This window comes from Janthinobacterium sp. GMG2, assembly GCF_033949445.1.
In the GTDB taxonomy this organism is placed as follows: Bacteria; Pseudomonadota; Gammaproteobacteria; order Burkholderiales; family Burkholderiaceae_D; genus Janthinobacterium; species Janthinobacterium aestuarii.
The window spans coordinates 121,536-146,264 of sequence record NZ_JAXAWA010000004.1 but is presented as its reverse complement, the minus strand read 5'-3'; the positions used below and the strand labels follow the sequence as shown (position 1 = coordinate 146,264).

The window sequence follows — 24,729 nt, the reverse complement described above, 5'->3', positions numbered from 1 at the left end:
TTCGAACGCCTCGCCTATTTCGCCACGGCCTCCACCGCCGCAGCGGCAGGCACGGCGACAGGTTCCAATTTACCACCATCGAGTTTGGTCACGACGGGCGATTTCCACGGGCCGGCGATCTGCATATGGTAAGTGAGCGCCTTCATCACGGGCGCACGCAGGAACAGCTGCGCCAGGAAACTGCCCAGGCCGATGACGGGATTGACGGCCAGCGCATACACGAGCGGCCCCGTTCCCAGGTTAAATTCAGGGATCACCACCACGTGCAGATTCGTCGTTTCATTGGCGATATCGGCCGTGCCATCCATCAGCACGGTGGCCGCCACGCCATGCATCTTGAGGTTGTTCGTCGTCACGACGCCGCGCTTGATGCTGGCGTTGGCCGTGATGCCGTCGAAGGCCAAGCCTTCGGAAAACACGTCGTGGAAATCGAGTTTCAGCAAGCGGGGCAAGGCTTGCAAGCTGAGCACGCCCAACAGCTTGGCCGCGCCCGGGTCCTGCTTGAGGAACTGGCCCGACTCCACGTTCATCTCGATCTGCCCCGACAAGGTGGGAATGTCGAACGAATACGGCAAGCCGTTCCAGGCGATGTCGCCGCTCAGACGGCCCTTGCCGCGGCGCACCGTGTCGGCAAAGCCGAAGCGGTCTAGCAGCTTGCCCGCGTCGACGATGTCGAGGCCGAAACGCAGGCTGGTCGTGCTCTGCCCATCCTTGATGACCCATTTGCCACTGCCGCTCAGCGCGCCATCGGGGTTCGACAATTGCAGCTTGCCCACGCGCCACTCGCGTCCGCCCGCCGCCATGGTGTTATAGGCCTGCAACTCCAGCCGGCCGATCTTCTTGTTGAACAGCTCGAATTGCTCGGCGACGATATCGAGCGAAGGAATCGACTGGGCGCCGCTTTTTCCTTCCAGTAAATTTTTCACATCGTTGGCGGCCGACTCCGGAATGATCAGCGAGGACAGGCGCGCCGTCATCTTGCCCAGGCCGGATGGCGTTTCCAGCCACGTCACATAGCCCGACACCTGTTTCGCATCGATATTGGCTTGCCACACATCCTTTTGATGCGTGGCGCCCACCACCACGTTTTCCAGCTTGCGCTCGCCCAGCATCAGTTCACTGGCGCGGGCCGCCATCATGTCCGGCACGACGTATTGCGCGATATCGGGCGCATCGTCGGCGCCGCCGCTATCGGCGGACGCCGTCGCGCTGCCGGCGATCTCGCTGCCGGCGGCGATCCAGCTGTCCACGTCCAGGGTTTTCATATTCACGTTGAGCATCATGCCGCTCTCCGGTTCCGGCGCCGGCACGTTCACGCCGATACCGCCGCGCACCAGGCGCCATGCATCCTTGCCCTGCTTCTGGCGCTGGTAGCGCGCAGCGATGCCGGAGCCCAGCGCGATGCGGATATCGTCCGTGCGCAAGCCGGCGCCATTGGCAGCATTGCCCGTCAGGGTGAATTTCACGGGCAGGCTGTCGCCGGCCGGTTTTTTCAGGGGAGCGGGGAAATCCAGGCCCAGGCCCGTCAGCGGCGACTCGACATTGACCACCACCTGGTGGTCGCGGGCCGTGATCAAGCCGCTGTAACGGGCGCCGCCATTCAAATGTTTCGCCAGGCGCTGCAGCACGGGCGCCGGATAGGTTTTGCGCAAGCCATCGATGGTCATGTTGCCGGCAATTTTCACCTGGATGGAGCTGTCCGGCTGCGTGCCGCCCGAGATGGCCAGCGGCCCGCCCAGCAGGCTGCCATTCAAACCATTCAGGTTGACGCCTTTTTCGTTGAATTCGATCTTGCCCTGCGTGCCCAGCACGGGCGGCATGTCGTGGAACAGCACCACGTCGTTGCCCGCCAGCTGCAAGCTGCCTTGCACGGTCGACTCGAGCATGCGCTCGATCGGCAAGTGCAATTTGAGGGCCAGCTTGGCATTGCCCGTCGCCGTCGTTTCATCCGTGAAATGCTCGATCCAGCCCAGCACGGGGCTGGCCGTCACGTACTTGAGAAATTCCTGCATCGGGCCGGCCGCATTGCCGTCGATATCGAGCAAGGTATCTAACACGGTCAGGTCGGGGATCACGGCTTTGACATTCGTCAAAGCCACGCCGCCCGTGGTGGCCGTGTCGCCGCGAATTTCCATGCGCGCGCGCTCGAACACAAAACTGCCCTTGATCTTTTCCGCCTGCGGCCACAGGGGCGCCTTGCCCGCCAGCGGACCGCTTTCCGCAAATTCGCCGGGCGCATAATTCAAGGTGCCGTTCTCGATCTTGCCGGCGATACGGAAATCGCCACGGTTGCGCTGGGCAGGCGTGTCGGCCTTGAACGGGAAATGTTCGAGTTCGCCGCGCAGGCGCAGGCTGACATCGCGCGCCACGCCGCCTTCCAGCGCGCCCGTCAGCCAGTGGCGCAGGTGCTCGGGCGTTTGCAGCGGCAGATAGCGGCCGATGGTGTTGATCTGGAAATTATCGATCGTGCCCGTCAAGTCGACCTGGCCCAGGTTCTTGCCGTCGAGAGGCAAACGCTGCGAACCATGCAGGGCGACTCGCATGCCTTCTTGATTAAGATCAAGCCTGTCCAGGTCGACTTGTAGCATATTGTCTGCTTGGAAAGCCCAGCGCGCCTCCATTTCGAACTGTTCGAATGGCAAGGCCGGCTCACTCAAATAGGAGGCCAGTTGCAATACCAATCCCCGTGCATCGATATCGACCTTGCCGCCCTTGTCGCTGGCGTCGATACTGCCAGTCAAATGTTCGAAACCGGGGATAGCCGGTGCGGCTGCCTGCGCGGGGCCGGTCGCCGTCTTCGCCACGGCCAGGCGCACCGGCTGCGCGTTCAGGCCCAGATCGATGAACTTGCCGCGCAAACGGTAGCTGGCCGGTGTCGCCATTTCGCCTTCCCATTGCGCGGCAAAATCCTGCAAACGCCCGCGCGGCGCCAGGGCGTCGAGACGCTGGCGCTGCTGTTCCCCCAGCGGCAGCTTGTCGGCCAGTGCGGCCAGGGTTTGCAAATCGAGCGATTTGGCCGTGATTTCCGTGCGCGCCGGCTTGCGCTTGGTGGCAGCAATGAAACGCTCGGACAAAGTCGTGGGCGGCAGGCTGAGGCCGTCTCGGGTTTCCACCGCGAAATTCGTCAACTCCACCTGGTGCCCATTCGCGCCAAACGTCGGTTTACCATCGGGTGTCTGCGAGAGCTCTTCTTTTGCCGAAATGCGTCCGCTGACCGACAGCAAGTCGAGCGGCGCGATATGCTCGCCCAACTGCGCCGTCACATCCGTCAAACCCACGTCGGCCGTGAAACCGGCCAGGCGCGCGTGATCCAGGCTCAGCCAGGCGCGCAGGGCGCCCTTGCCCTGGCTCAGTTCGAACGGGTAATCGAGGTAGCGGCGCCAGGCGGCCAGGTCGGCGTTTTTCAGGTCGGCGTACAGCTCGCCTTTCCACATCGACACATCGGAGATGCGCGTGCTGAAAGGCGGATGCGTGAAGTGAGCGCGCACATCGATGGGCGCGGCCAGACTGGCGGGTGGCGTGGCCTGCAAGCCCAGCCGGTGGCTGCGCCAGCGGTTGCGCAGCAGCAGATTGACCTGGGATAAGGCCAGCTCAGGTGTCCCACGCGCCTCGTCCGTCCAGCGCACCTTGCCATCGCGAATGATGATGTCATGCTGCGACAGCAGCCAGTCGGCGCCCTTGCCATCGCTGCCTTGCGTACTGTCGATCAACACCCCGGCCACGTACAGCTTGCCATCCTTGCTGCGCCGCACGTCCAGGTCCGGCCGCGTGATTTCCAGGGTAGTAAAGCGCACTGAACCGAGCACGCTCCACCACGACACGGTGGCCGATATGCTCGGCAAGCTCAGCGCCTGGCGGCCCGCCTGGTCACGCAGGGTCACGTCGCCGAGGAAGAGATTGGGACGAACGCCATGCCAGGAGGCATAAATACGCGCAATGCTGACAGGGTTGCCCAGCGCACGGCTGGCCGCCCGCTCGATATCGCCTTTGTAATAATCGATATTCGGCAGAATCGCGTAGCGCAGGAATAAAAACAGCACGGCGAAGGCGAAATACGCGAGCAGCACCAATTTGATGGTAAAACCCAACACATGGTGGGTGGCCAGGTTGGCCATGCGATAGGCGGCACGCAGCCGCTGCCAGCGCAGAGCCAATGGCACATGTTCTGTCACGCTTGCTTCTGGCGGTTTTTGCATCAATAAGCTAATAAACTGGCCCGGCGTCAAATAATGGCAAAAATCGTCTGCATTCGTGGTGCGCGCCTGCATCCTTGCGCTTGCGTCTGAGCAAAGCCTCCCTTACCATCGTCCGGAAGAGCACGCAATGCCGGCCGTGAGGCCAGCGGCATAATTTTACCGCATCCCCCGCCGTTCGCAGCCAAGTTAAACAAGAACATGCACGCCGCATCCACGAGACACTTACCGATACCATGAGCACACAGCCTTTGATTTCCGCCTCCCGTTTCTACCAGCGCTGGCTGGACGCCGCCCCCGAGCGCGCCGCGCAGGTAGCCCAACTGGTGCGCGCGCCGCTGGACGGGCTCGATTTTGCCGCCGAGCTGGCCGCCCAGGCGAGCGCCGCCACCCCGCCGCTGCCGCCCGAGCGGGCCATGCGCCGCCTGCGCAACCTGCTCGTTTGCGGCCTGATCGCACGCGATCTGGAAGGCCAGGCCGACTTGAACGAAGTCGTCACGGCCATGACGGGCTTTGCCGATTTCGCCATCCGCACGCACGTGGACGCCATCATGGCCGAGATGGTGGCCCTGCACGGCATGCCTGTCGGCGAGGAATCGGGTGAGGAACAGGCCTTGATGGTGTTGGCGATGGGCAAGCAGGGCGGCGGCGAGCTCAATGTCTCGTCCGATATCGACCTGATCTTTGTGTATCCGGAAGATGGCGACACGCAAGTCACCGTACCGGGCCAACGCAGCCTGTCCAACCACGAGTTTTTTATTCGCATGGGCAAGAAGCTGATCGCCGCCCTGGCCGAGATCACGCAAGACGGTTTTACTTTCCGCGTAGATATGGCACTGCGTCCGAACGGGAACTCGGGGCCGCTGGCCGCCAGCCTGGGCATGGTGGAGCAATACCTGATCGTGCAGGGCCGCGAATGGGAGCGCTATGCCTGGGTCAAGGCGCGCGCCGTGACGGGCAAGCCGGAAGATATCGCGTCACTTGACGCCATCGTGCGCCCGTTCGTCTTCCGCCGCTACCTCGATTTCGGCGTCATTGATGCCATCCGCACCATGCACGGCCAAATCCGCGCCGAGGTCAACCGCCAGGAGCGGCTGCATCCGGACCGCAGCAACAACGTCAAGCTGGGCCGGGGTGGCATCCGTGAAATCGAATTCCTGGCCCAGGTATTCCAATTGATACGGGGCGGGCGCGACGCCGAGCTGCGCGAGCGTTCCACGCGCGCCACCCTGCGCACGGTAGCGGACAAGGGCTTATTGGAGCCGGTCATCGTGGAACAGCTGCTCGGTTCCTACACCTTCCTGCGCAACCTCGAACACCGGCTGCAGTATCTTGACGATGCGCAAACCCACACCCTGCCCGCCAACGAGGCCGACCGCCTGACCGTGGCGCAGATGATGGGCTTGCCCGACACTGCCACCCTGCTGGCCCAGCTGGAAGCGCACCGCGTGTTTGTTGCCGGCCAGTTCGACGAAATGTTCAGCGACAAGAGCAGCGGCACACCGCCGGCCGACACGGGCATCGACCCGCAGACGTCGAACGACTGCGCCGCCTCGGACCAGCAGGAAGCCATCGAAGCGCGCTTTGCCGCCCTGGGCTTCCATGAGCCGGCCGCCTGCGCGCGCCGCCTGCTGGCCACGTGGCAGGCGCCGCGGCTGCAATCGCTGCCCGAGGCGAGCCGCACGCGCCTCGTCGCCCTCGTCAATTCCGCCCTGCCTTTGATCACCGATTGCTCCGTGTCCAACGGGAACGCCAGCCAGCTGGCCACCCTGGGCCGCCTGCTCGATTTTCTGGAAGCTATCGCGCGCCGCTCGGCTTATCTGTCGCTGCTGACGGAATACCCGCATACGCTCGAGCGCGTCGTGCGCATGGTGTGCGCCAGCGGCTGGGCCGCCACCTTCCTCACGCAGCACCCGATCCTGCTGGACGAACTGCTGGACGAGCGCATCCGCAACACGGTGCCGGACCCGGCCGCGCTGGCGCTCGACCTGCAGCGCCAGCTCGACGATGCGCCCGGCGACACGGAGCGGCAAATGGATATCCTGCGCGAAATGCACCACGCACAGCTGTTCCAGTGCCTGGCGCAAGACTTGGCGGGCGACCTCAGCGTGGAAAAGCTGGCCGACTACCTGTCGCAGCTGGCCGACATCATCGTCGCCGCCACTGTGCAAGCAGTCTGGCAAACGTTACCGACGCGCCACCGCGAGGTGCCGAAATTCGCCGTCATCGCGTACGGCAAGCTGGGCGGCAAGGAACTCGGCTATGTCTCCGACCTCGACGTCATTTTCCTGTTCGACGACGACGACCAGGAAGCGCCCGGCCTGTACGCCAAGCTGGCGCAGCGCTTCATTACCTGGATGACTTCGCACACGTCGGCCGGCATCCTGTTCGACATCGACATCGCCCTGCGCCCCGACGGCGCCTCGGGCATGCTGGTTTCCAGCGTGCAGGCCTTCGAGCGCTACCAGGGCAGCGCGGCCTGGGTGTGGGAGCACCAGGCGCTCACGCGCGCGCGCTTCTGCGCGGGCGACGCCACCATCGGCAAGCATTTCGAACGCATCCGCGACACGATTTTGCGCAAGGAGCGCCCGGAAAACGGCCCGCTCAAGGGCGAAGTGGTAGCCATGCGCAAGAAGATGCTCGATGCCCATCCGCCCCGCCACGGCAGCTTTGATTTGAAGCAAGATCCGGGCGGAATGATCGACATCGAATTCATGGTGCAATACCTGGTGCTCCAGCATGCGGCGCAGTATCCGCAGTTGACGGCCAACTCGGGCAATATCGCGCTGCTGCGCCTGTGCGGCGAACTGGGCCTGATCGACGCCCAGCTGGCCGCCCAGGTCGCCGACGCCTACCGCGCGCTGCGCAAGCTCCAGCACCAGTTGCGCCTGCAAGGGCAAGACCTGGCCCGCGTGGAACCGGAACGGGTGCGCGTGCATGCGGACAACGTGATGCGCCTGTGGCAAGCCATCTTCGGCGCCGCAGCCTGAGGCCGGCCCGGGCATGCCGCTCCATTACCTGTCCCGGCTGAGCGGATCGGCGCGCGATACGCAAGCCAATCTGCAGCTGGGCTGCGTGCTGGCGCTGGTGGCCGGCGCCGTGAACGCGGGCGGCTTTCTTGCCATCGGCGGCTACACCTCGCACATGACGGGCATCGTCTCTGGCATGGCGGACGACCTGGCGCTGGGCAATATCACGGTGGCCCTGGCCGCGCTGGGCGCGTGGCTGGCCTTTGTCAGCGGCGCGGCCGTCACGGCCATCATGGTGAACTGGGGCAAGCGGCGGCGCCTGCACAGCCAGTTTGCCGCCAGCCTGCTGCTGGAAGCGGCATTACTGCTGCTGTTCGGCTTGACGGGCAATTACCTGGCAACCATGCCCGACGTGCTGGGCCCCGTCACCATCTTGCTGCTGTGCTTTGTCATGGGCTTGCAGAACGCCATCATCACCAAGATTTCTGGCGCCGTCATCCGCACCACGCACGTGACGGGCCTGTCCACCGACATCGGCATCGAACTGGGCAAGATGGCGTATTACAACCGGCGCCACCTGCCGGACCGGATGGTCAAGGTCAACCGCGGCAAGCTCAGAACGCACAGCCTGCTGATCGCCTGCTTCTTCATCGGCGGCGTCAGCGGCGCCCTGGCCTTCAAGCACATCGGCTTCCCCGCCGCCACCATCCTGCTCGCCGGCGTGCTGACCCTGCTGTCGGGCGTACCCGTGCTGCGCGACTTGCGCCTTCTATGGCGCTTCTACCGCCGTCGCCTGCACACGCAACGTTAATAAAAATATTTTTCTTTGAAGCAATAACAGTCTGATTTTAATGCTAATATTTTTCTGCGCTTGGCGAGCCCATCATGCCTGCCCTGGCGGCCTTTTGAGTTGACACCCTACCGTTGTCCAATTGTGAAAGCGAGAAAAATGATTTCCATTAAAAAATCCCTGTTTGTCTTTGCCGCTGCTGTCGGCATCGCCGCCTCGTTTGCCAGCAACGCGACCGAACATGCACGCAGACCGCCGGATAGGTGCAACTACCTCCTGAACAGCTGCTATCAGGGCAATAGCAATGACTGCGAACTGTGGTACGCACAGTGCGCCAATCTCGACCCTGAATAAGCGGACGAAAAAAAACGCCCAGTTCAAACTGGGCGTTTTTTCTTATGCGGTCAAAAAATTACTTCGCCGACATCAGTGCGACGGTGGTGTCGAGCATGCGGTTCGAGAAACCCCACTCGTTGTCGTACCACGACGATACTTTCACCAGGCGGCCCGACACTTTGGTCAGGGTCGAATCGAAGTTCGACGAAGCCGGGTTGTGGTTGAAGTCGATCGAGACCAGCGGTTCGGTCTGGTACGTCAGAATGCCTTCCAGGGCGCCTTCCGAAGCGGCCTTCATCAGCGCATTGACTTCTTCCACGGTGGTGTCGCGCTTGGCGATGAACGACAGGTCGACCAGCGAGACGTTGATGGTCGGCACGCGGATGGCGAAGCCGTCCAGCTTGCCATTCAGCTCAGGCAACACCAGGCCCACGGCGGCAGCGGCGCCCGTCTTGGTCGGGATCATGCTCATGGTGGCCGAACGGGCGCGGCGCAGGTCTTCATGCATCACGTCGGACAGCACCTGGTCGTTGGTGTAGGCGTGCACGGTGGTCATCAGGCCCGTTTCGATGCCGATGGCGTCGTTCAGCGGCTTGACCAGCGGTGCCAGGCAGTTGGTGGTGCACGAAGCGTTCGAGATGACGGTGTCGGTCGATTTCAGTACCGAGTGGTTCACGCCGAACACGACGGTCGCATCGACGTCCTTGCCGCCTGGTGCCGAAATGATGACTTTTTTCGCGCCGCCCTTCAAGTGAGCCGAAGCTTTCTCTTTGGTGGTGAAAAAGCCCGTGCACTCCAGCACGACGTCCACGCCCAGCTCGCCCCATGGGATTTCAGCAGGATTGCGCTGTGCGAATACGCGGATCGGATCGCCATTGACGATCATGTTGTCGCCTTCGACGGTGACCGTGCCCGGGAACTTGCCGTGCGCGGTGTCGTAGCGGGTCAGGTGGGCGTTCGATTTGGCATCGCCCAGGTCGTTGATGGCAACGATCTGGATATCCTGTTTCTTGCCGCCTTCGTAGAAAGCGCGCAACACATTACGGCCGATGCGGCCGTAGCCATTGATTGCAACTTTGATCGTCATACTCTGCTCCTGATTAAAAAAGAAGGTACATGCACGGCCCCGACGAGCACATCGCCAGGACCGTTAAAAATCAATATTAGCCAGCGATAACGGCTTTCACCTTGGCGACGACGTTCTCGACCGTGAAGCCGAAGTGCTTGAACAGCACGCCGGCAGGCGCCGATTCGCCAAACGTGTCGATACCGACCACGGCGCCTTCCAGGCCCACGTATTTGTACCAGAAGCTGGTCACGCCCGCTTCGATGGCCACGCGCGGCACGCCTTTCGTCAGCACGCTGGCCTTGTAGGCGGCGTCCTGGCGGTCGTACACGTCGGTCGACGGCATCGACACCACGCGTACGGCGATACCTTCGGCAGCCAGCGCGCTGGCGGCGGCGACGGCCAGTTCCACTTCGGAACCGGTGGCGATCAGGATCGCCTTGGCGTCGGCCACGTCGTTCAGCACATAGCCACCGCGGTAGATGTTCTCGATCTGTTCGGCGCTACGTTCTTGATATGGCAGGTTCTGGCGCGAGAAGATCAGGGTCGACGGGCCATCCTTGCGGCGCACGGCGGCGCCCCAGGCAGCAGCCGACTCGACGGTGTCGCATGGACGCCAGTTGTCCAGGTTCGGGATCAAGCGCATCGACGAGACGTGCTCGACCGATTGGTGCGTCGGGCCGTCTTCGCCCAGGCCGATCGAATCGTGGGTGAACACGAAGATCGAACGCAGTTTCATCAGGGCGGCCATGCGCAGGGCATTGCGGCTGTAGTCGGAGAACGTCAGGAACGTGGCGCCGAACGGGATGTAGCCGCCGTGCAAGGTGATGCCGTTCATGATGGCGCTCATGCCGAATTCGCGCACGCCGTAGTTGATGTGGTTGCCAGGCTGGCCCGAACGCACGGCCACGCACTCTTTCCAGTTGGTCAGGTTCGAACCGGTCAGGTCGGCCGAGCCGCCCAGGAATTCCGGCAGGGACGAAGCCAGCGCCTGGATGGCGTTCTGGCTGGCCTTGCGGGTGGCGATGTTTTCTTTCTTTTCCACGCAGGAAGCGATGGCAGCCGACAGGGCCGTTTCAAATGCCTGTGGCAACTCGCCTTGCATGCGGCGGGTCAGTTCAGCGGCTTGCTGCGGGAATTCGCGGCTGTAGGCGGCAAAGCGTTCGTTCCAGTCCGCTTCCAGCAGGGCGCCCTGTTCCTTGGCATCCCAGGCCGCGTACACGTCGGCCGGCATCTCGAACGGAGCGGCATCCCAGCCGATGTATTCGCGCACGGCGGCGATTTCCTTGTCGCCCAGCGCGGCGCCGTGGACCTTGTCGCCGCCTTGCAGGTTCGGCGAACCCTTGCCGATGATGGTCTTGCAGCAAATCAGGGTTGGCTTCGATGCGGTCTTGGCGGCGGCGATGGCGGCAGCCACGGCGGCAACATCGTGGCCGTCGACGGCGCGGATGACGTTCCAGCCATACGCTTCGAAGCGCGCCGGGGTGTCGTCCGTGAACCAGCCTTCGACTTTGCCGTCGATGGAAATGCCGTTGTCGTCGTACAGGGCGATCAGTTTGTTCAGGCCCAGGGTGCCGGCCAGCGCGCACACTTCGTGCGAAATGCCTTCCATCAGGCAACCATCACCAACGAATGCATAGGTGTAGTGGTTGACGATGTCGTGGCCAGGCTTGTTGAATTCAGCGGCCAGCAATTGCTCCGACAGAGCCATGCCGACGGCGTTGGCGATGCCCTGGCCCAGCGGGCCGGTGGTCGTTTCCACGCCTGGCGTGATGTCGACTTCCGGGTGGCCCGGGGTTTTCGAATGCATCTGGCGGAAGGCCTTGATGTCATCCATCGACAGCTCGTAGCCAGTCAGGTGCAGCAGCGCGTAGTGCAGCATGGAGCCGTGGCCGTTCGACAACAGGAAGCGGTCGCGGTTCTGCCATTTCGGGTTCGCGGGATTGTGGCGATAGTGACCACTCCACAGGGCAACTGCGATCTCGGCCATGCCCATCGGCATGCCTGGATGGCCGGAGTTGGCCTTTTGTACAGCGTCCATTGCCAGTGCGCGGATCGCATTGGCCATTTTGGTAGTCGGGAGCGTAGTTGTCATGATGGTGTGGGTCAGTCGCGAGTTTGGGATTCGTTTGCAACAGCACGGACAAGAAAGAACCCAGGCCGGCTGCTTTATGTAGTCAACTATTTTACCAGACTAGGGGGCCGCAAATTAGAATTGCGGCGTACTGGCCAGCCAAATGGCTATACTTTGACGTCTTTCCACCCCACATATACCCCCGTTGAGGATTTGCATGCCGCGTTTTTTCTGCCCCCAGCCGCTCGTCGCCGGCACCACCGTTTCCCTGCCGGAGGCTGTCGCCCACCATGTCCAGGTCGTGCGCCTGGCGCCGGGCGACGTCATCACCCTGTTCAATGGCGAAGGCGGCGAAGTGCAGGCGAGCCTGGTGGCGGTCGCCAAGCGCAGCGTAACGGCGCAAATCCAGGCGCACGTGGCGCGCGAGGCGGAACTGCCTTACGCCGTGACCCTGGCGCAGGCGCTGCCGGAAGCGTCGAAAATGGACTGGATCATCGAAAAAGCCATCGAACTGGGCGCGGCCGGCATCGTGCCGCTGTCGGCGCAGCGCTGCGTGGTACGCCTGTCCGCCGAGCGGGCCGAGAAAAAACTCGCGCATTGGCAAGGCATCATCGTATCCGCATCGGAACAATGCGGACGCAACCGGCTGGCACAGCTGGCGCCATTGCAAGACTTCAATAGCTGGAGCAGCCAGCAAGATTTACATAAACGCATCATCCTGACGCCGCGCGCGCAGCAATCGCTGGCCGACTGGGCGCGTCACCAGCCGCCGCAGGCGATCACCGTGATGGTGGGGCCGGAAGGGGGATTTTCGGAAGCGGAAGAAAAGGCGGCCCTGGCCGCCGGCGCCATCGGCTTGAGCATGGGGCCGCGCATCCTGCGCACGGAAACGGCGGGACTGACGGCGCTGGCGACGCTGAGTGCCTTGTGGGGCGGGATGTAGGACGCCAGCGGCGCCATCATGAAAAAGCCACCCGAAAAATCCGGGTGGCTTTTTATGCCAGACATGCAGGTCTGCCAGCGTGCTGACACGCCGGCAGGTACTGATTACATGAAGTGGTAGTTGGCGCTGACGCGGAAATAACGGCCTTGACCATTGTGCAGCTGGGTGTTGAAGCCTTCCACTGGGTAACGCGGATCGTATGGCGCTTTGATATCAAAGACGTTCTTGATATTGAACGACAGCGTCAAATCCTTGAAGCCCGTGTACGAATAGGCCAGATTGGTCGTAGTCCAGCTCTTCACGCTGCAGTTGGTGATGTAGTTGCTGAACTTCGGCAAGCCACCCAGTTGATACGCGGTTGATGGCTGTCCCGAGCCGTACTGGCAGTATGGCTTCTCGTAGAACACATCGTTGTCGCTGCGGCGCAGCAACGATACGGCCCCCACGAAATCAACCGACGTGGTCAGCGAGTGATCACCACGCGTCCAATTGACCGATGCACTAGCACGGTTTTTCGGATTGTCGCCAACCGACGTTGACCAGTCGGAAATTCCGCCAGCAGAACCCGAGGTGTCGGTCGCTACGTCGCCGGGACGCTCGGCACGCTTGAAGCTCATCAGATAGCTCCAGTTCACATTGGCGGTCAGACGGCCCATGTCGCCCAGCGATTTGCGGAAGGCGACTTCAACGTCCACACCCTTCACTTCGGTGCTGCCCTGGTTCACATACGAACGGTTGACCTGATAGATCGGGCCGCTATTTGCGATAGGCTTGCCGCTACCATCAACCAATTGGTTGGCCGCGCTATTGTCGCGCACCACGTTGGCGGGGTAGCGATCAGCATGGTCGATCATGTACTGTGCGCTGAACAAGGCGGTCTCATCGACTTTTTTGATACGATAGTAGTCGATCAGCACGTCGATATCTTTGGTCGGCGCGAGGATCAGGCCAAGCGAGTAGCTCTTCGACTTTTCAGGACGCAGGTCAGGCGTTGCCGACGACAGGCTGGAAATACCCTTGGCGCAATCGCTCTTGTCCGCGCCAGGGACTGGATTGACACCGTCCGGGCAGCGCAGCGAATCGGTTACCGTCTGGAACGACTGCACACCGCCTGGCGACACTTGCGTCAGCGCAGGAGCACGGAAACCTTCCGCGTACGTGCTGCGAATGGCAACTTGATCGTTGACCGTCAGCTTGCCGCCCACTTTCGGAACAAAATTGCCCTTCAAGTTAGGGTATTTGTCGTAACGGCCAGCAAAGTCCATCTCGAAATTCTTGGTCCACGGCGTACGCACTTCAAAGAAGGCGGAGCTAACGTTGCGGCGGCCGTCGGCAACCGAGTTGGCCAGACCAATGATATCGCCACGCTGTACTGCCAAGTCTGGCGTCAGGCCGATTTTCTCTTGACGGAATTCAGCACCAAACGCCACGCCTACCTGGCCGCCACCCAGCTGACCGAAGGCCGAGCTAGCCTTGGCGTCAATCTGACTTACTTGCGCGAAACCGCGGTTGGTAAGGTCGCGCGTGACGCTAGGATCGGCGTTGGCCTGGGCCAGGGTCCACCCCTGGGTCATGACTTTTTGCAGGGTCGGACGATACAGCATGCCGAGCGTCTCTTCCTTGCGCTCGGCGCGGTTCCACAGGAAACCGGTTTCCCAGTCCCACTCGCCGACGGTGCCACGCAAGCCAGCCAGCAAACGGTAGGTTTCATTGGTATTGACTGCGCCACCGTCCGCGCTGACACGGTATCCGACCGCCGCGCGCTGTGTCGGGAACGGATTGTCAGGATGGCCAACCGGCAAAATCATCTGAAATTGCTGAGGAGCGCCGTCCAGCAGGAAGACGGTCGTGGACGCCGTACCGCGGAATGCCGTAGGCGCACGCAGGTAGGTACGTTCCGAACGGCTATAGCCAGCCTCCGCAAACGCAGTCATGCTCGGCGTGATTTCATACGTGGCGCGCGACAGCACATTGGCGTCCTTGCCTGCGCTTTGCACTTCCGAATAATCGTTGGTATTGAAATTACAGAACGTACGGCCCACCAGGGTATCGGTTGCCGTCAGATTATGCGCCACACGGTCGCCTGTAATCTGTTGCGAGGTAGGGCAATCGAGCCGATTCTTGACCAGGTCGCGCAAGGCGTAGGTATTGGCGAAGTTCTTGCCGCCAGGCGTGCGCTCGGCATAGAAGAACGGCGACGTGCTCAGGCTGCTCGAAAACGGGTTCAGGCGGGCGTTGATGTCCGCGTACATGCCTTTTTGGACGTCGTTGACGTTCTTGATCAGGGTGCTGTCGCGCTTGGCAACGTCAAAGCTGACGAAAGCGTTGAAACGGTCCTTGCCGAAGCCGAAGATACCACTGAGATTCTGGCGTGCAAACTCGCCATCATCGTTGGCACTGACGCTGGCAGTCAGTTCAGCACCCGTGTAATTGGTCTTGGTAATAAAATTGACCACGCCGGCGATCGCGTCGGAACCATATACGGCCGAGGCACCATCCTTGAATACTTCAACGCGTTCGATGGCCGAAACAGGAATACTGTTCAAGTCATATACAGCCGATTTACCCTGGTTCGGATCGGCATACGCGGAAGCCGTGATGCGGCGGCCGTTCAGCAATACCAGCGTGGAAGAGGAGCCCAGGCCACGCAAGGAAGCCGTTGCCGCGCCGCGCGAAAAACCACCATCAGTCACGTCAACCGAAGAGCCCGAGCCAAAAGCGGGGATCGAGTGCAGCAGCTCGGCCACCGTATTGGCGCCCGTCGCAGCGATCTGCTTGGCATTCAGGGTCTGGATCGGCGACGAACCTTCTTTTTCGGAACGCTTGATGTTCGACCCTGTCACCAGGACTTTTTGCACAGCAGGTTCGGCGGACACTTCTTGCGCCATGACTACCATGTGGGACGATGCCAAGGTGAGCGCTACTGCGATGACACTGCGCTTCAGTACAATTTTATTATCCAATTATTTTCTCCGTACAAGCCACTCTCACAGCCTGCTCTTATGCAACTGACTGTTGACCAAGGAAATTTTGGGTTCAACTTCCTTGGCAACCCGGTCTAGGTTCGCCGTTCACCTCCCGGCTTGTTTGCACAAAATGCGATAAACATTTTGCCTAGAAGACATATAAAAACATTTATCATCATAAAGTGTCAAATATATGTAGCACAGTTACACTTAATTACAACAGTAAGGAAATTTTTCACATTTTCGGACGCAAAAACAGCGTGGCGACATGTACGAGAACGTGGCGCTGAGGAGAGGCGGCAGGAGACACAATGCAGATGAGACAGACGCCAGGAGAAGACTATCCAAACGGAAGTCATTGCAGGATCACAGTTGAGCACAGCAATGCTACATTGTCAATCTAGAACATATATCTGGCATGACTATGTACACAAAACAACAATCTTATGGCATTTATAGCAGGACGTTTTCCGTTCGCCAGAAACGTTATTGGAGCGTGTCCGATCTGACGGTGACACCATTAAGGCGGTGACACCATCAAGAAAACGCCCCGCAAGCTTTGCAGCTTGCGGGGCGCCAGAAACTTCCAGACTTGCCTGTACATCCCAGCCTACGCCAGCTGACCAAGGTCAGCCGGCGAAGGCGGAGTCACATCAGAACTTGTGGCTGTACTGTGCCGACAAGCGCACGGTGCGCGGGCTCGAATACGCATTGACCATGCCGGCGGTTGGGCTGACTGCAGTACCGGCGGCGCTGGTGTTGTACGCCTCGTCGATCGATTGCGCCACTTGACGGTTGGTTGCGTTCAGCACGTCGACTTTCAGCACGATGCCCTTGATTTGCTCTGGCTTGTAGATGAAGTTCAAGTCCAGGCGCATTTCCGTTGGCAGCGTACCGTAAGCGCCGCGGCCGTTCGGGCCGGTTGGGCACAGGAAGAAGATCGAGCCGTATTGCGACAAGCCCAAGCCCTGTTGATCCATGGACGCTGGGATATTGCAAGTACGCGACATTGGACGGCCCGTTGCCACCAGCAAGTTGCCACCGACGCCGAACTGGCTCGTGAACTCATAGTAGCCGTAGGTTTTCAACTGATGCGCACGGTTGTTCGGCAACAAGCCGCTGCCGTTGACCATCGTTTCAGGGAAGTCCCAGCCCGAGCTGAAGCCCACGTCGGCCTGGCCGTTATCCGACTTGGTCTGGCCTTCCTGATTGCCTTCGCTGCGCGACCACGTGTAGTTCATCTTGCCATACCAGCCATTGCGCATCGGATGTTCGAGCATGAATTCCAGCGCCGTGTAGGTACGCTTGGCTTTTTCCGGGAAGCCTGCATCGGCAGCCGAAATCGTCACCGCGCGCTGTGCACCGTTTGGTCCCACTGGGATCATGAAGGTGTTGTCCTTGCCTGGATTGAACAGGGCGCCGTTCCAGCCATGATCGTCGAAGTACTCTTTTTCAGCGCCCGTCAGCTTGGCCGAGATGGCACGTGGATCCGAGTAGTCATCGATCGTGTTTTTCAGCTTGCGGTAGGTAAACTTGATACCGCCGTTGAAATCAGGCGTCAGGGCCTTCTCGAAGCCCAGGTTGATCTCGTCCTGGAAGTGAGCCTTCAAGTTGGTCGCAGCCAATTCATTGGCGCGTTTTTCCTGGCCAAATTCATTGTTAGCCGACACGACATTGCTGATCGGGTTCAAGCCCAGCGGTGCGCCGGTGGTTGGGTTGACGCCGGTGTAGGTGTAGAAGCGGTCGGTGTTCAGCGAAGCGCCGGCAAAACGTACGGCCATGTTGGCAGGCAATTGCATGAAATAGCGGCCAGCCGTACCGAAGACTTTCAGGGAACCGTCGCCGTACACATTCCAGGCCGCATTCAAGCGCGGTGCCAGCATGTTTTTCTGTTCCACGAAGGTTTCGCCGATACCGTTCATGTTCTTGAACGACTCATTGCGCAAGCCCAGTGTCACGACCAGGTTTTCAGTGGCTTGATAACGGTCCTCGATGTACTGCGCCGATTGCTCGACGGTCGGAGTGGAGCCGCCGCGCTGCAGATTTTCACGCACGTAGTAACCTTGGGTACCATAACCGCCGCCAGCTGCCGGCGACATATTGTGGCCAGACAATACCGTGTTCGGATTGGTCTTCAGGTACGTCCAGGTACCGCCGCCAGCCGCTTCCGTGCCGTTCAGGGCATTGATCTTGTTGTGATCCAGACCGCCGCGTATCGTATGCTGCTTGGCCAGTTTGTATTCCAGATCCAGGCGATAGCCGCGGTTGGTATCTTGCGCACCATCACGCAACAGGGCCGAGCTGAAACCTTGCACCTGGCTAGGCTGGTAATTCACGCCTGGCACCTGGTTATCCGGGGAGGCAACGACAGGACGCAAGCCTGGAATGTAGCCAAACGGATTTTGCTCGCGTTGCGTCTTGGCCTGGCCGATCAGGGCTTGCACGGTCAGATCATCGGTCACATAGCTGGTCAGCTTGAGGATGTCGATGTTGGAGCCCTGGGCTGCCGCCAGCGCAGCGCCGGTGGCGTTCAGGAACAGCACACCTGCCGAATAGTTCTTGAATTTGGCGCCACCGTTCTGCACATAGCCGCGCTTCTTGGTGTCATAGTTGAAGCCGTAGTATTGATCGTTAACATTCGACTCGTCCGAAATATGCGTGTATTCGAGGCGGTTGTTGTCGGTGATATTCCAGTCGATCTTGGCGATATAGCGCGGCACCTCGGATTTTTGCACCAGCCAGCCGGTCTGGTTGTTCACGGTGCTGGTCGAGGCCAGGCGTGCCGTTTCGCGGTCCATCTTGGTAAATTCGCCACCCAGATAGATGAACAGCTTGTCCTTGATCAGCGGGCCGCTGACGTAGGCGTTGTAGACCTTCTCGGTCAGCTTGTCGCCTTCGCGGTAGTTGTAGATCTTGCCATCCGTTTTGGGATTGGCGCCCGTGTTCGGGAACATGATGTTCTTGGCTTTGCCGCGCAGCGAATCAGGCGCGTAGGTAAAGCCAGCACCGAATTCCCAGTTATTGGTACCGCTCTTGGTGGTGATATTGACCACGCCACCCGTCGAACGTCCAAACTCGGCGCCGTAGCCGCCGGTGATGATTTGCGCTTCAGCAATCGAGCCGAAAGGCAGGGAAGAGTAGCCAACCTGGTACAGGCTGTTGGTGACGGGGAAACCGTTGATATACGCCGCATTTTCCGACGCGCTGGAGCCGCCGAAGCTGGCGGCGTTGTTGCCGTAGCGCGAGTCGGCGCGCGTGGTGCCGCCTGCCAATTGCACAATGTTGGCAACCGTAGGCGCCAGTGGCAGGGTAGCCAGCTCGCGCGAATTGAAGGAGGAACCGGAGTTGGAGCTGGTGACATCGATCGCGCGGCGGCGGCTCGTCACGTTCACGGTTTGCACTTGCTGCAGCGCTACTTCGCTTTCCTGGCCGATGCGTACTTCCACGTCCTGCGTGCTGACGACGGAAGAACCTTTCAGCAGCGTTACCTTGTAGTTACCGACTGGCAGGGAGGTGATGCGGAAAGTACCGCTTGCATCGGGCGAAATGGTCCGCTTGAAGCCATTGTCGGAACCGACGATCTGCACCGACGCGCTGGCATCCGGCGCAATCTTGCCGATGATGTTGCCCGTGGCATTCGACTGTGCCATTACCGTTGGAACAATCGCAACGCTCAATACCGACGCGCTGAAAGCGATCGTTAATGCACGTGCTATTACAGTTTTTCTCAACATGTCATTCCCTATTTATTTATGAGCGCAGTATTACTGCTTTGGTAAAGGAGTTTATCACTCACACTTATGCGTTTTTGAACGCTTTTTACTCTCATCACCTTGTAATCCCGTCACACAAGGCATCCTCTCGGTCCACTTTGCATAGGCAAAGAAAACAGAATGACACATCGGAACATATTGAAACGGACTGGTCAATAAAATTAGGAAAACTGTTCTGTTGGCGCAACACTTCTATTTATCCAGGAAACAGGCGCGCGGAAACGCATCCAGGCTGAATGAAAACATTCGCGGACGATAATCAAACTTGCTTGGAATGCCTGCAAACAGTGGCTTTGCACCAATGGAATCAGAATACTGCAGGAAGAGTTGTTTCTAAAAAGATGGATATAAAGAGCCCGCAAAATAAATGACGCACAAGACGAAATTATTTTACGGAACGAGGCCGAATATATTGCAGATCCATCCCGCAATAAATCAATCAGATTTTTTCAGAATAGTTCCGTATAAAAAGAAATTCCTCGTCATCATCTTAAAATAAAAATCCCGCACTCCATTGAGGAAGTGGCAGCGGCAAGAGACAACGCTGCTCATTTCCTTAAATGCGTGCGAAACAAAGATACGGAATTGCACCTGCGAGTAACAAAACACTATCAAATCACACGCAATGGCAAGGCGTCAACAAAATCAAGCGGCCACAACAAAAAAGCAACACAAATTTACCCGAAAAATTAGGTCCGGATTTGCGCGCCCCAACAAGGGGCGGCGGATGCACCAGCAGCGCACTGGTTTGCACCAGTTTGTGGCAGCAAGGAAACATCTCCAGATTCCCTCACGGCACGGTGGCAAGCATGCGCACAGACGGTATGCCTGCCTTTTTCGTCCCCAAAAAAGTCCGGATAAACGAGGCAGCGAGCATTGTGGAGGTAAAATAGCGGCCGGATGCCCTCACGCGTCACCACACACTCTCCGCTAGATACGGAGCCCGGCAATTTTTAAAAATACACACCATGTTGCGACTCAACGAAGTAAAACTCCCCCTCGAACACGACGAAGCGGCACTGCCCGCCGCCATCCTGGCGCGCCTCGGCATTGCCGCCGATGAGCTGCTCGGCTTTACCGTCTTCAAGCGCAGCTATGACGCGCGCAAGCGCAGTGCCGTGGTGTTGATTTACTCGCTGCACGTGGACGTCAAGAATGAAGCGGCCGTGCTGGCGCGCCTGGGCCACGATATCCATCTGATGCCCGCGCCCGACACCGACTATAAATTCGTCGCCGGCGGCGAACAGCTGGCCGGCCATACCAATGAACCGCGCCCCATCGTCATCGGCACGGGCCCGTGCGGCCTGTTCGTGGCGCTGATCCTGGCACAGATGGGCTTGCGCCCCCTCATCCTGGAACGGGGCAAACAGGTGCGCGAGCGCACGGTCGACACCTTCGGCTTCTGGCGCAAGCGCGAGCTGAACCCGGAATCGAACGTGCAGTTTGGCGAAGGCGGCGCCGGCACCTTCTCGGACGGCAAGCTGTACAGCCAGATCAAGGATCCCAAGCATTACGGCCGCAAGGTACTGACGGAATTCGTCAAGGCCGGCGCGCCTGAAGAAATCATGTATGTGAGCAAGCCACACATCGGTACCTTCCGCCTGGTCAAGATGGTGGAAGAAATGCGCGCCAATATCGAACAGCTGGGCGGCGAATACCGCTTCAGCAGCAAAGTGGTCGATCTCGACATCGAGCCAGGCAGCGATGGCGGCCAGGTGCGCGGCGTGGTGCTGGACAATGGCGAAACCATCGCCAGCAACCACGTCGTGCTGGCCATCGGCCACAGCGCGCGCGACACCTTCGAGATGCTGCACCGCCGCGGCGTGTACATCGAAGCGAAACCGTTCTCGATCGGCTTCCGCGTGGAACACCCGCAATCCTTGATCGATAGCTGCCGCTTCGGCCCCAGCGCCGGCCACCCGATCCTGGGCGCGGCCGACTACAAGCTCGTGCACCACGCCAGCAATGGCCGCTCCGTGTACAGCTTCTGCATGTGCCCGGGCGGCACGGTGGTGGCAGCAGCATCCGAACCAGGCCGCCTGGTGACGAACGGCATGAGCCAGTACTCGCGCAACGAGCGCAACGCCAACAGCGCCATCGTCGTCGGCATCACGCCGGCCGACTACCCGGGCGACCCGCTGGCCGGCATCGCCCTCCAGCGCGAACTGGAAGAGCGAGCGTTTGCCTTGGGCGGCGGCAACTACGATGCCCCAGGACAATTGGTCGGCGACTTCGTGGCCGGCCGCGCCTCGACGGAATTTGGCAGCGTGGTGCCGTCGTACAAGCCGGCCGTGCACCTGACCGACCTGGCGCCGTCCTTGCCCGAATACGCGATCACGGCCCTGCGCGAAGCGTTTCCGGCCTTCAACAAACAGATCAAGGGCTACTACAAGGCCGATGCCGTGCTGACGGGCGTGGAAACGCGTACCTCGTCGCCGATCCGCATCAAGCGCCGCGACGACGACCTGCAAAGCCTGAACACGCGGGGACTGTTCCCCGCCGGCGAAGGCGCCGGCTATGCGGGCGGCATCCTGTCGGCGGCCGTCGACGGCATCAAGGTGGCCGAGGCGGTGGCCCTGTCGATGGCGGCGCGCCGCTAGGCCCTGCCCTCCCCGCGCTGCGGCGGGACGAAAAAAAACCGGCACTCAGTGCCGGTTTTTTGTTGCCTGCGTACCTTGCTTAAAACTTGTACGAAGCATTCAGGTAGCCCGTACGGCCGCGCGGATCGTAGTAGCGGTCGTCATAGCCGAATTGCTGGCCGCGGTTCGCGCCGGCCGTCGATGGCACGAATGGCGGGCTCTTGTCGGTCAGGTTCAGCAGGCCGGCGGTCAGGACCCAGCTCTTGCTTGGAGTCCATACCGTTTGCCAGTCGAGGGTCGAATAGAAACCTACCTGCATGCGGATCTTTTCCTGGCCCGTCACGGCGCCCGACGCGTCGAGCACGTCGACCGACGTTTCCTGGTCCTTGTAGCCGGACAGGAAATTGACGGTCAGCGAGTTGGACCAATTGCCCGTTTTCAGGGTGTTCGTCCACTGGCCGCGCGTGCGGAACGTCACCGAGCCCAGATCGGCGAAGTTGCCCAGCGCCGAATAATACCTGCCATTGCGTTCCAGCTGCACGTCCTCGCGCAGCATCTGCGTCGCGTTCAGCTGCGACGTGAACAGGCCGATGCCGGAGCGGTAACGGGCGCTGACATCGATATCGACACCGGTGGCAAACGACTTGCCCAAGTTCTGGTTGTCAGCCAGGAAGGCCAGGTAGGTAGTCCCCGTGCCCACGTCCTTGTTGACGCCCCAGGATTTCGGGAAGTTGGCCGGATTGGCAAATACCAGCTGTTCGGTCAGTTGGCCGAAGGAATCGCGGATCTGCACATGCCACAGGTCGGCGCCCAGGGTGATGGCGCTGATCGGCTCGTAACGGAAGCCGATGGTTGCCTGTTTCGATTTCTCAGGCTGCAATTCGCGGTTGCCGCCGGCCAGCTGGTCGTACTGGCGGTTGCCTGGCTGGCATTGCGCATTGAGACGCGTGGCGATTGCCTGCAAGGCTGGCGAGCACGTGTACTTGTCGCTAGTGACGCCGTAGCCGCGCTGCAAGGCGTTGACTTGTGGCACTGTCGGCGCATGGAAACCATTGCCGACCGAACCGCGAATCAGCAAGGTAGGTGCCGGCGTCCACTTGAAGCTGGCCTTGGCCGTGGTTGCACCACCAAAGTCCGAGAATTCATCGAAACGCAAGGCGGCGCCCAATTCCAGCTCTTTCAGCACAGGCGCGATGACTTCGCCAAAAATGCCCTTCGACGTACGGCTGGCGCTGTACGGCTGGCTGCTGGCCGCGTCGCCGAAACGCTGGTCGCATTCCAGCCCCGTCGTGCCGCCGCACAAGGTGCCCTTCACGGGATCGGCCAGGATGCCTTGCGCAAACGGACTTGGCTTGGCGGAGAATTCCTCGCGGTTGATGTTCACGCCCATGCCCAGCATCATTGCGCCGCCAGGCAGTCGGCGCAGTTCCGTCGAGCCATTCAGGTTAATCGTCTGCAGGCGCGAAGTGCCGCCGTCCCAGTAACCGGAGTACGCGGCCGACTTGATCGCTTCCTGTGCCGCAGGGGACTGCTTGCCCGGGCCGACGAAGGGATCGAGCAAGCCGCTCGACGTGAGGTTATTGACGGCAATGGCGCCAGGATAACCGGAAATACTGCCTTTTACGCGGCTTTCGGAGAAGTTATAGGCTGCGTTATAGTCCCAGCCGGCCAGAATGCCGCGCGTGCCGACCACCACACTGGCAAAATCTGCCGTATCTTTCGAGGTACGCTGGCCCATGTCGAACAAGCGGTAGAACGCCGTGCTATCGCCGGTGATACCCGCTGGCACCAAATACTTGTCATGCAGCGGCGTGCCCGCATCGACGGCGATCGCGCCAGGTACGGGAGCGATACGCGAAGTCTGTTTGGTGCGTGACAGCAATACGTCCGCATACACTTCCTGGCCGGCGAGCTTGAAGGTGCCCGACGCCATGAAGTTGTCGCGTTTGCGTTCCGGATAGATTTCCAGGTCCTTGGTAAAGTCATAGCCGCAATAGTCATCGACCAGGCCGCTGCCATCGTTATACGGTTCGATCACGCGGAACGTCTTTTCCGGGCAGGAACCGTTGGCCTTCTGGTAAGGGCTGATCAGCTGGCCATTGTCATCGGTGGCATTGGCAGGAATCGGGCTGGCCGAAAACTGCTGCTTCTGATAGCGCTTGCCATTGGCCGAGAATTGCACCTTGCCCGTGTTGGCGAACTTGCGGTCGACGGAAGCGAGCTTGTCGCGCTCATCGTGGCCAAAGGTCAGCACCACGTTGTAGCCATCTTCGTCCAGATTGCCAAAGCCCTTGGTGGCGCTGAGGCGTTTTTCACGCGCACCGTTTTTGGGTGCGGAATAGCCGATGGTCACATCACCGATCGTCGTATCGTGCTTGGTAATGAAGTTGACCACGCCGGCGATGGCATCGGCACCGTACAGGGCGGAGGCGCCATCGGTCAGCAGTTCCACGCGTTCAATTGCCGAGATAGGGATCGAGTTCAAGTCGAAGCCAGCGGCGAAACCCGTCAGCGTCTGGCCGCCGAACTGGGCCAGGCGTTTGCCGTTCAGCAAGACGAGCGTACGCGTCTCACCCACGTTATGCACGGAAATGCCGGAAAAACCGAAGGTGCTGCCGCCAACCGAGGAGCTTTCACTGGTGGCGCCCTGGGCGGAAGAGAGTTTCTTGACCAGATCGGTGACCGAGGTGGCGCCCGATGTGCGGATGGCTTCAGCGGTCAGGACAGTGACCGGCAAAGCGCCTTCGGCGGCGATACGTTTGATCGACGAGCCGGTGACTTCAACGCGCTGGATTTGCGCATCGGCGCCCTGCGCATCTTGTGCAATCGCGGACTGCGAAACAACTGACATGGCGGCAACTACACCACCGGCGCAGACGATGCGAACTGCACGAGAGATGACGGTTTCTTTAAGCATGGTGAACCCTTTTTTTCATTTGTACGGTTATATATGACTCCGGATTTGCTACCCGGATTGCACTCGTTCATCTAAAGGAAACGTCTCGCACGGCACCTGATCAGGCACCGTGAAGTTCGCTGG

General features: G+C 60.3%; 11 protein-coding genes. 5 read left to right on the top strand and 6 right to left on the bottom strand.

All coding sequences use genetic code 11. From position 1 onward, the window contains the following. Positions 1-14: 14 nt before the first annotated feature. Positions 15-4,172, bottom strand: a complete 4,158-nt coding sequence (locus tag SKZ59_RS16455; protein WP_319992361.1) for a YhdP family protein — start codon at positions 4,170-4,172, stop codon at positions 15-17. A gap of 257 nt (positions 4,173-4,429) precedes the next feature. Here SKZ59_RS16455 and glnE point away from each other — a divergent pair, with 257 nt between their 5' ends. The 3 genes from glnE to SKZ59_RS16440 all read left to right on the top strand — a co-directional run bounded on the left by glnE (position 4,430) and on the right by SKZ59_RS16440 (position 8,306). Further along, on the top strand, positions 4,430-7,183 hold the full coding sequence (glnE, locus tag SKZ59_RS16450; RefSeq protein WP_413774567.1) for a bifunctional [glutamate--ammonia ligase]-adenylyl-L-tyrosine phosphorylase/[glutamate--ammonia-ligase] adenylyltransferase: 2,754 nt from the start codon (positions 4,430-4,432) through the stop codon (positions 7,181-7,183). 13 nt (positions 7,184-7,196) lie between these two features. Further along, positions 7,197-7,973, top strand: a complete 777-nt coding sequence (locus tag SKZ59_RS16445) for a YoaK family protein (RefSeq protein ID WP_034760193.1) — start codon at positions 7,197-7,199, stop codon at positions 7,971-7,973. Between the two features lie 138 nt (positions 7,974-8,111). Continuing rightward, on the top strand, positions 8,112-8,306 hold the full coding sequence (locus tag SKZ59_RS16440) for a hypothetical protein (protein ID WP_319992360.1): 195 nt from the start codon (positions 8,112-8,114) through the stop codon (positions 8,304-8,306). 58 nt (positions 8,307-8,364) lie between these two features. Here the strand turns inward: SKZ59_RS16440 and gap are convergent, their stop codons facing one another. Both gap and tkt read right to left on the bottom strand, forming a co-directional pair. Continuing rightward, positions 8,365-9,375, bottom strand: a complete 1,011-nt coding sequence (gap, locus tag SKZ59_RS16435; protein ID WP_010395244.1) for a type I glyceraldehyde-3-phosphate dehydrogenase — start codon at positions 9,373-9,375, stop codon at positions 8,365-8,367. Positions 9,376-9,451: 76 nt separating this feature from the next. Then, positions 9,452-11,449: a transketolase gene (tkt, locus tag SKZ59_RS16430; RefSeq protein WP_070303341.1), complete on the bottom strand. Its 1,998-nt coding sequence runs from the start codon at positions 11,447-11,449 to the stop codon at positions 9,452-9,454. Positions 11,450-11,645: 196 nt separating this feature from the next. Here tkt and SKZ59_RS16425 point away from each other — a divergent pair, with 196 nt between their 5' ends. Then, the gene (locus SKZ59_RS16425) at positions 11,646-12,371 is read left to right on the top strand and encodes a 16S rRNA (uracil(1498)-N(3))-methyltransferase (RefSeq protein WP_319992359.1); all 726 of its coding nucleotides are present in this window, start codon (positions 11,646-11,648) and stop codon (positions 12,369-12,371) included. A 104-nt stretch (positions 12,372-12,475) separates the two neighbouring features. Here SKZ59_RS16425 and SKZ59_RS16420 read toward each other — a convergent pair whose 3' ends face one another. Beyond that, positions 12,476-15,334 carry a TonB-dependent receptor gene (locus SKZ59_RS16420; RefSeq protein WP_139143388.1) on the bottom strand — a complete coding sequence of 953 codons (2,859 nt, stop codon included), beginning with the start codon at positions 15,332-15,334 and terminating at the stop codon, positions 12,476-12,478. Positions 15,335-15,990: 656 nt separating this feature from the next. Continuing rightward, positions 15,991-18,987 carry a carboxypeptidase regulatory-like domain-containing protein gene (locus tag SKZ59_RS16415; protein WP_051992113.1) on the bottom strand — a complete coding sequence of 999 codons (2,997 nt, stop codon included), beginning with the start codon at positions 18,985-18,987 and terminating at the stop codon, positions 15,991-15,993. A 1,091-nt stretch (positions 18,988-20,078) separates the two neighbouring features. On the opposite strand from SKZ59_RS16415, the gene SKZ59_RS16410 reads away from it, so the two are divergent. Continuing rightward, positions 20,079-21,710 carry an NAD(P)/FAD-dependent oxidoreductase gene (locus SKZ59_RS16410; RefSeq protein WP_070303344.1) on the top strand — a complete coding sequence of 544 codons (1,632 nt, stop codon included), beginning with the start codon at positions 20,079-20,081 and terminating at the stop codon, positions 21,708-21,710. 79 nt (positions 21,711-21,789) lie between these two features. Here SKZ59_RS16410 and SKZ59_RS16405 read toward each other — a convergent pair whose 3' ends face one another. Further along, entirely contained in the window at positions 21,790-24,606 is a 2,817-nt protein-coding gene (locus SKZ59_RS16405) for a TonB-dependent receptor plug domain-containing protein (protein WP_254671621.1), read from the bottom strand. Between the last annotated feature and the right edge of the window lie 123 nt (positions 24,607-24,729).

Coding starts and splice junctions, on each gene's coding strand:
- SKZ59_RS16440 (WP_319992360.1), top strand. CDS start 8,112: ATGATTTCCATTAAAAAATCCCTGTTTGTCTTTGCCGCTGCTGTCGGC.
- SKZ59_RS16405 (WP_254671621.1), bottom strand. CDS start 24,606: ATGCTTAAAGAAACCGTCATCTCTCGTGCAGTTCGCATCGTCTGCGCC.
- tkt (WP_070303341.1), bottom strand. CDS start 11,449: ATGACAACTACGCTCCCGACTACCAAAATGGCCAATGCGATCCGCGCA.
- SKZ59_RS16415 (WP_051992113.1), bottom strand. CDS start 18,987: ATGGCACAGTCGAATGCCACGGGCAACATCATCGGCAAGATTGCGCCG.
- SKZ59_RS16410 (WP_070303344.1), top strand. CDS start 20,079: ATGTTGCGACTCAACGAAGTAAAACTCCCCCTCGAACACGACGAAGCG.
- gap (WP_010395244.1), bottom strand. CDS start 9,375: ATGACGATCAAAGTTGCAATCAATGGCTACGGCCGCATCGGCCGTAAT.
- SKZ59_RS16425 (WP_319992359.1), top strand. CDS start 11,646: ATGCCGCGTTTTTTCTGCCCCCAGCCGCTCGTCGCCGGCACCACCGTT.
- glnE (WP_413774567.1), top strand. CDS start 4,430: ATGAGCACACAGCCTTTGATTTCCGCCTCCCGTTTCTACCAGCGCTGG.
- SKZ59_RS16445 (WP_034760193.1), top strand. CDS start 7,197: ATGCCGCTCCATTACCTGTCCCGGCTGAGCGGATCGGCGCGCGATACG.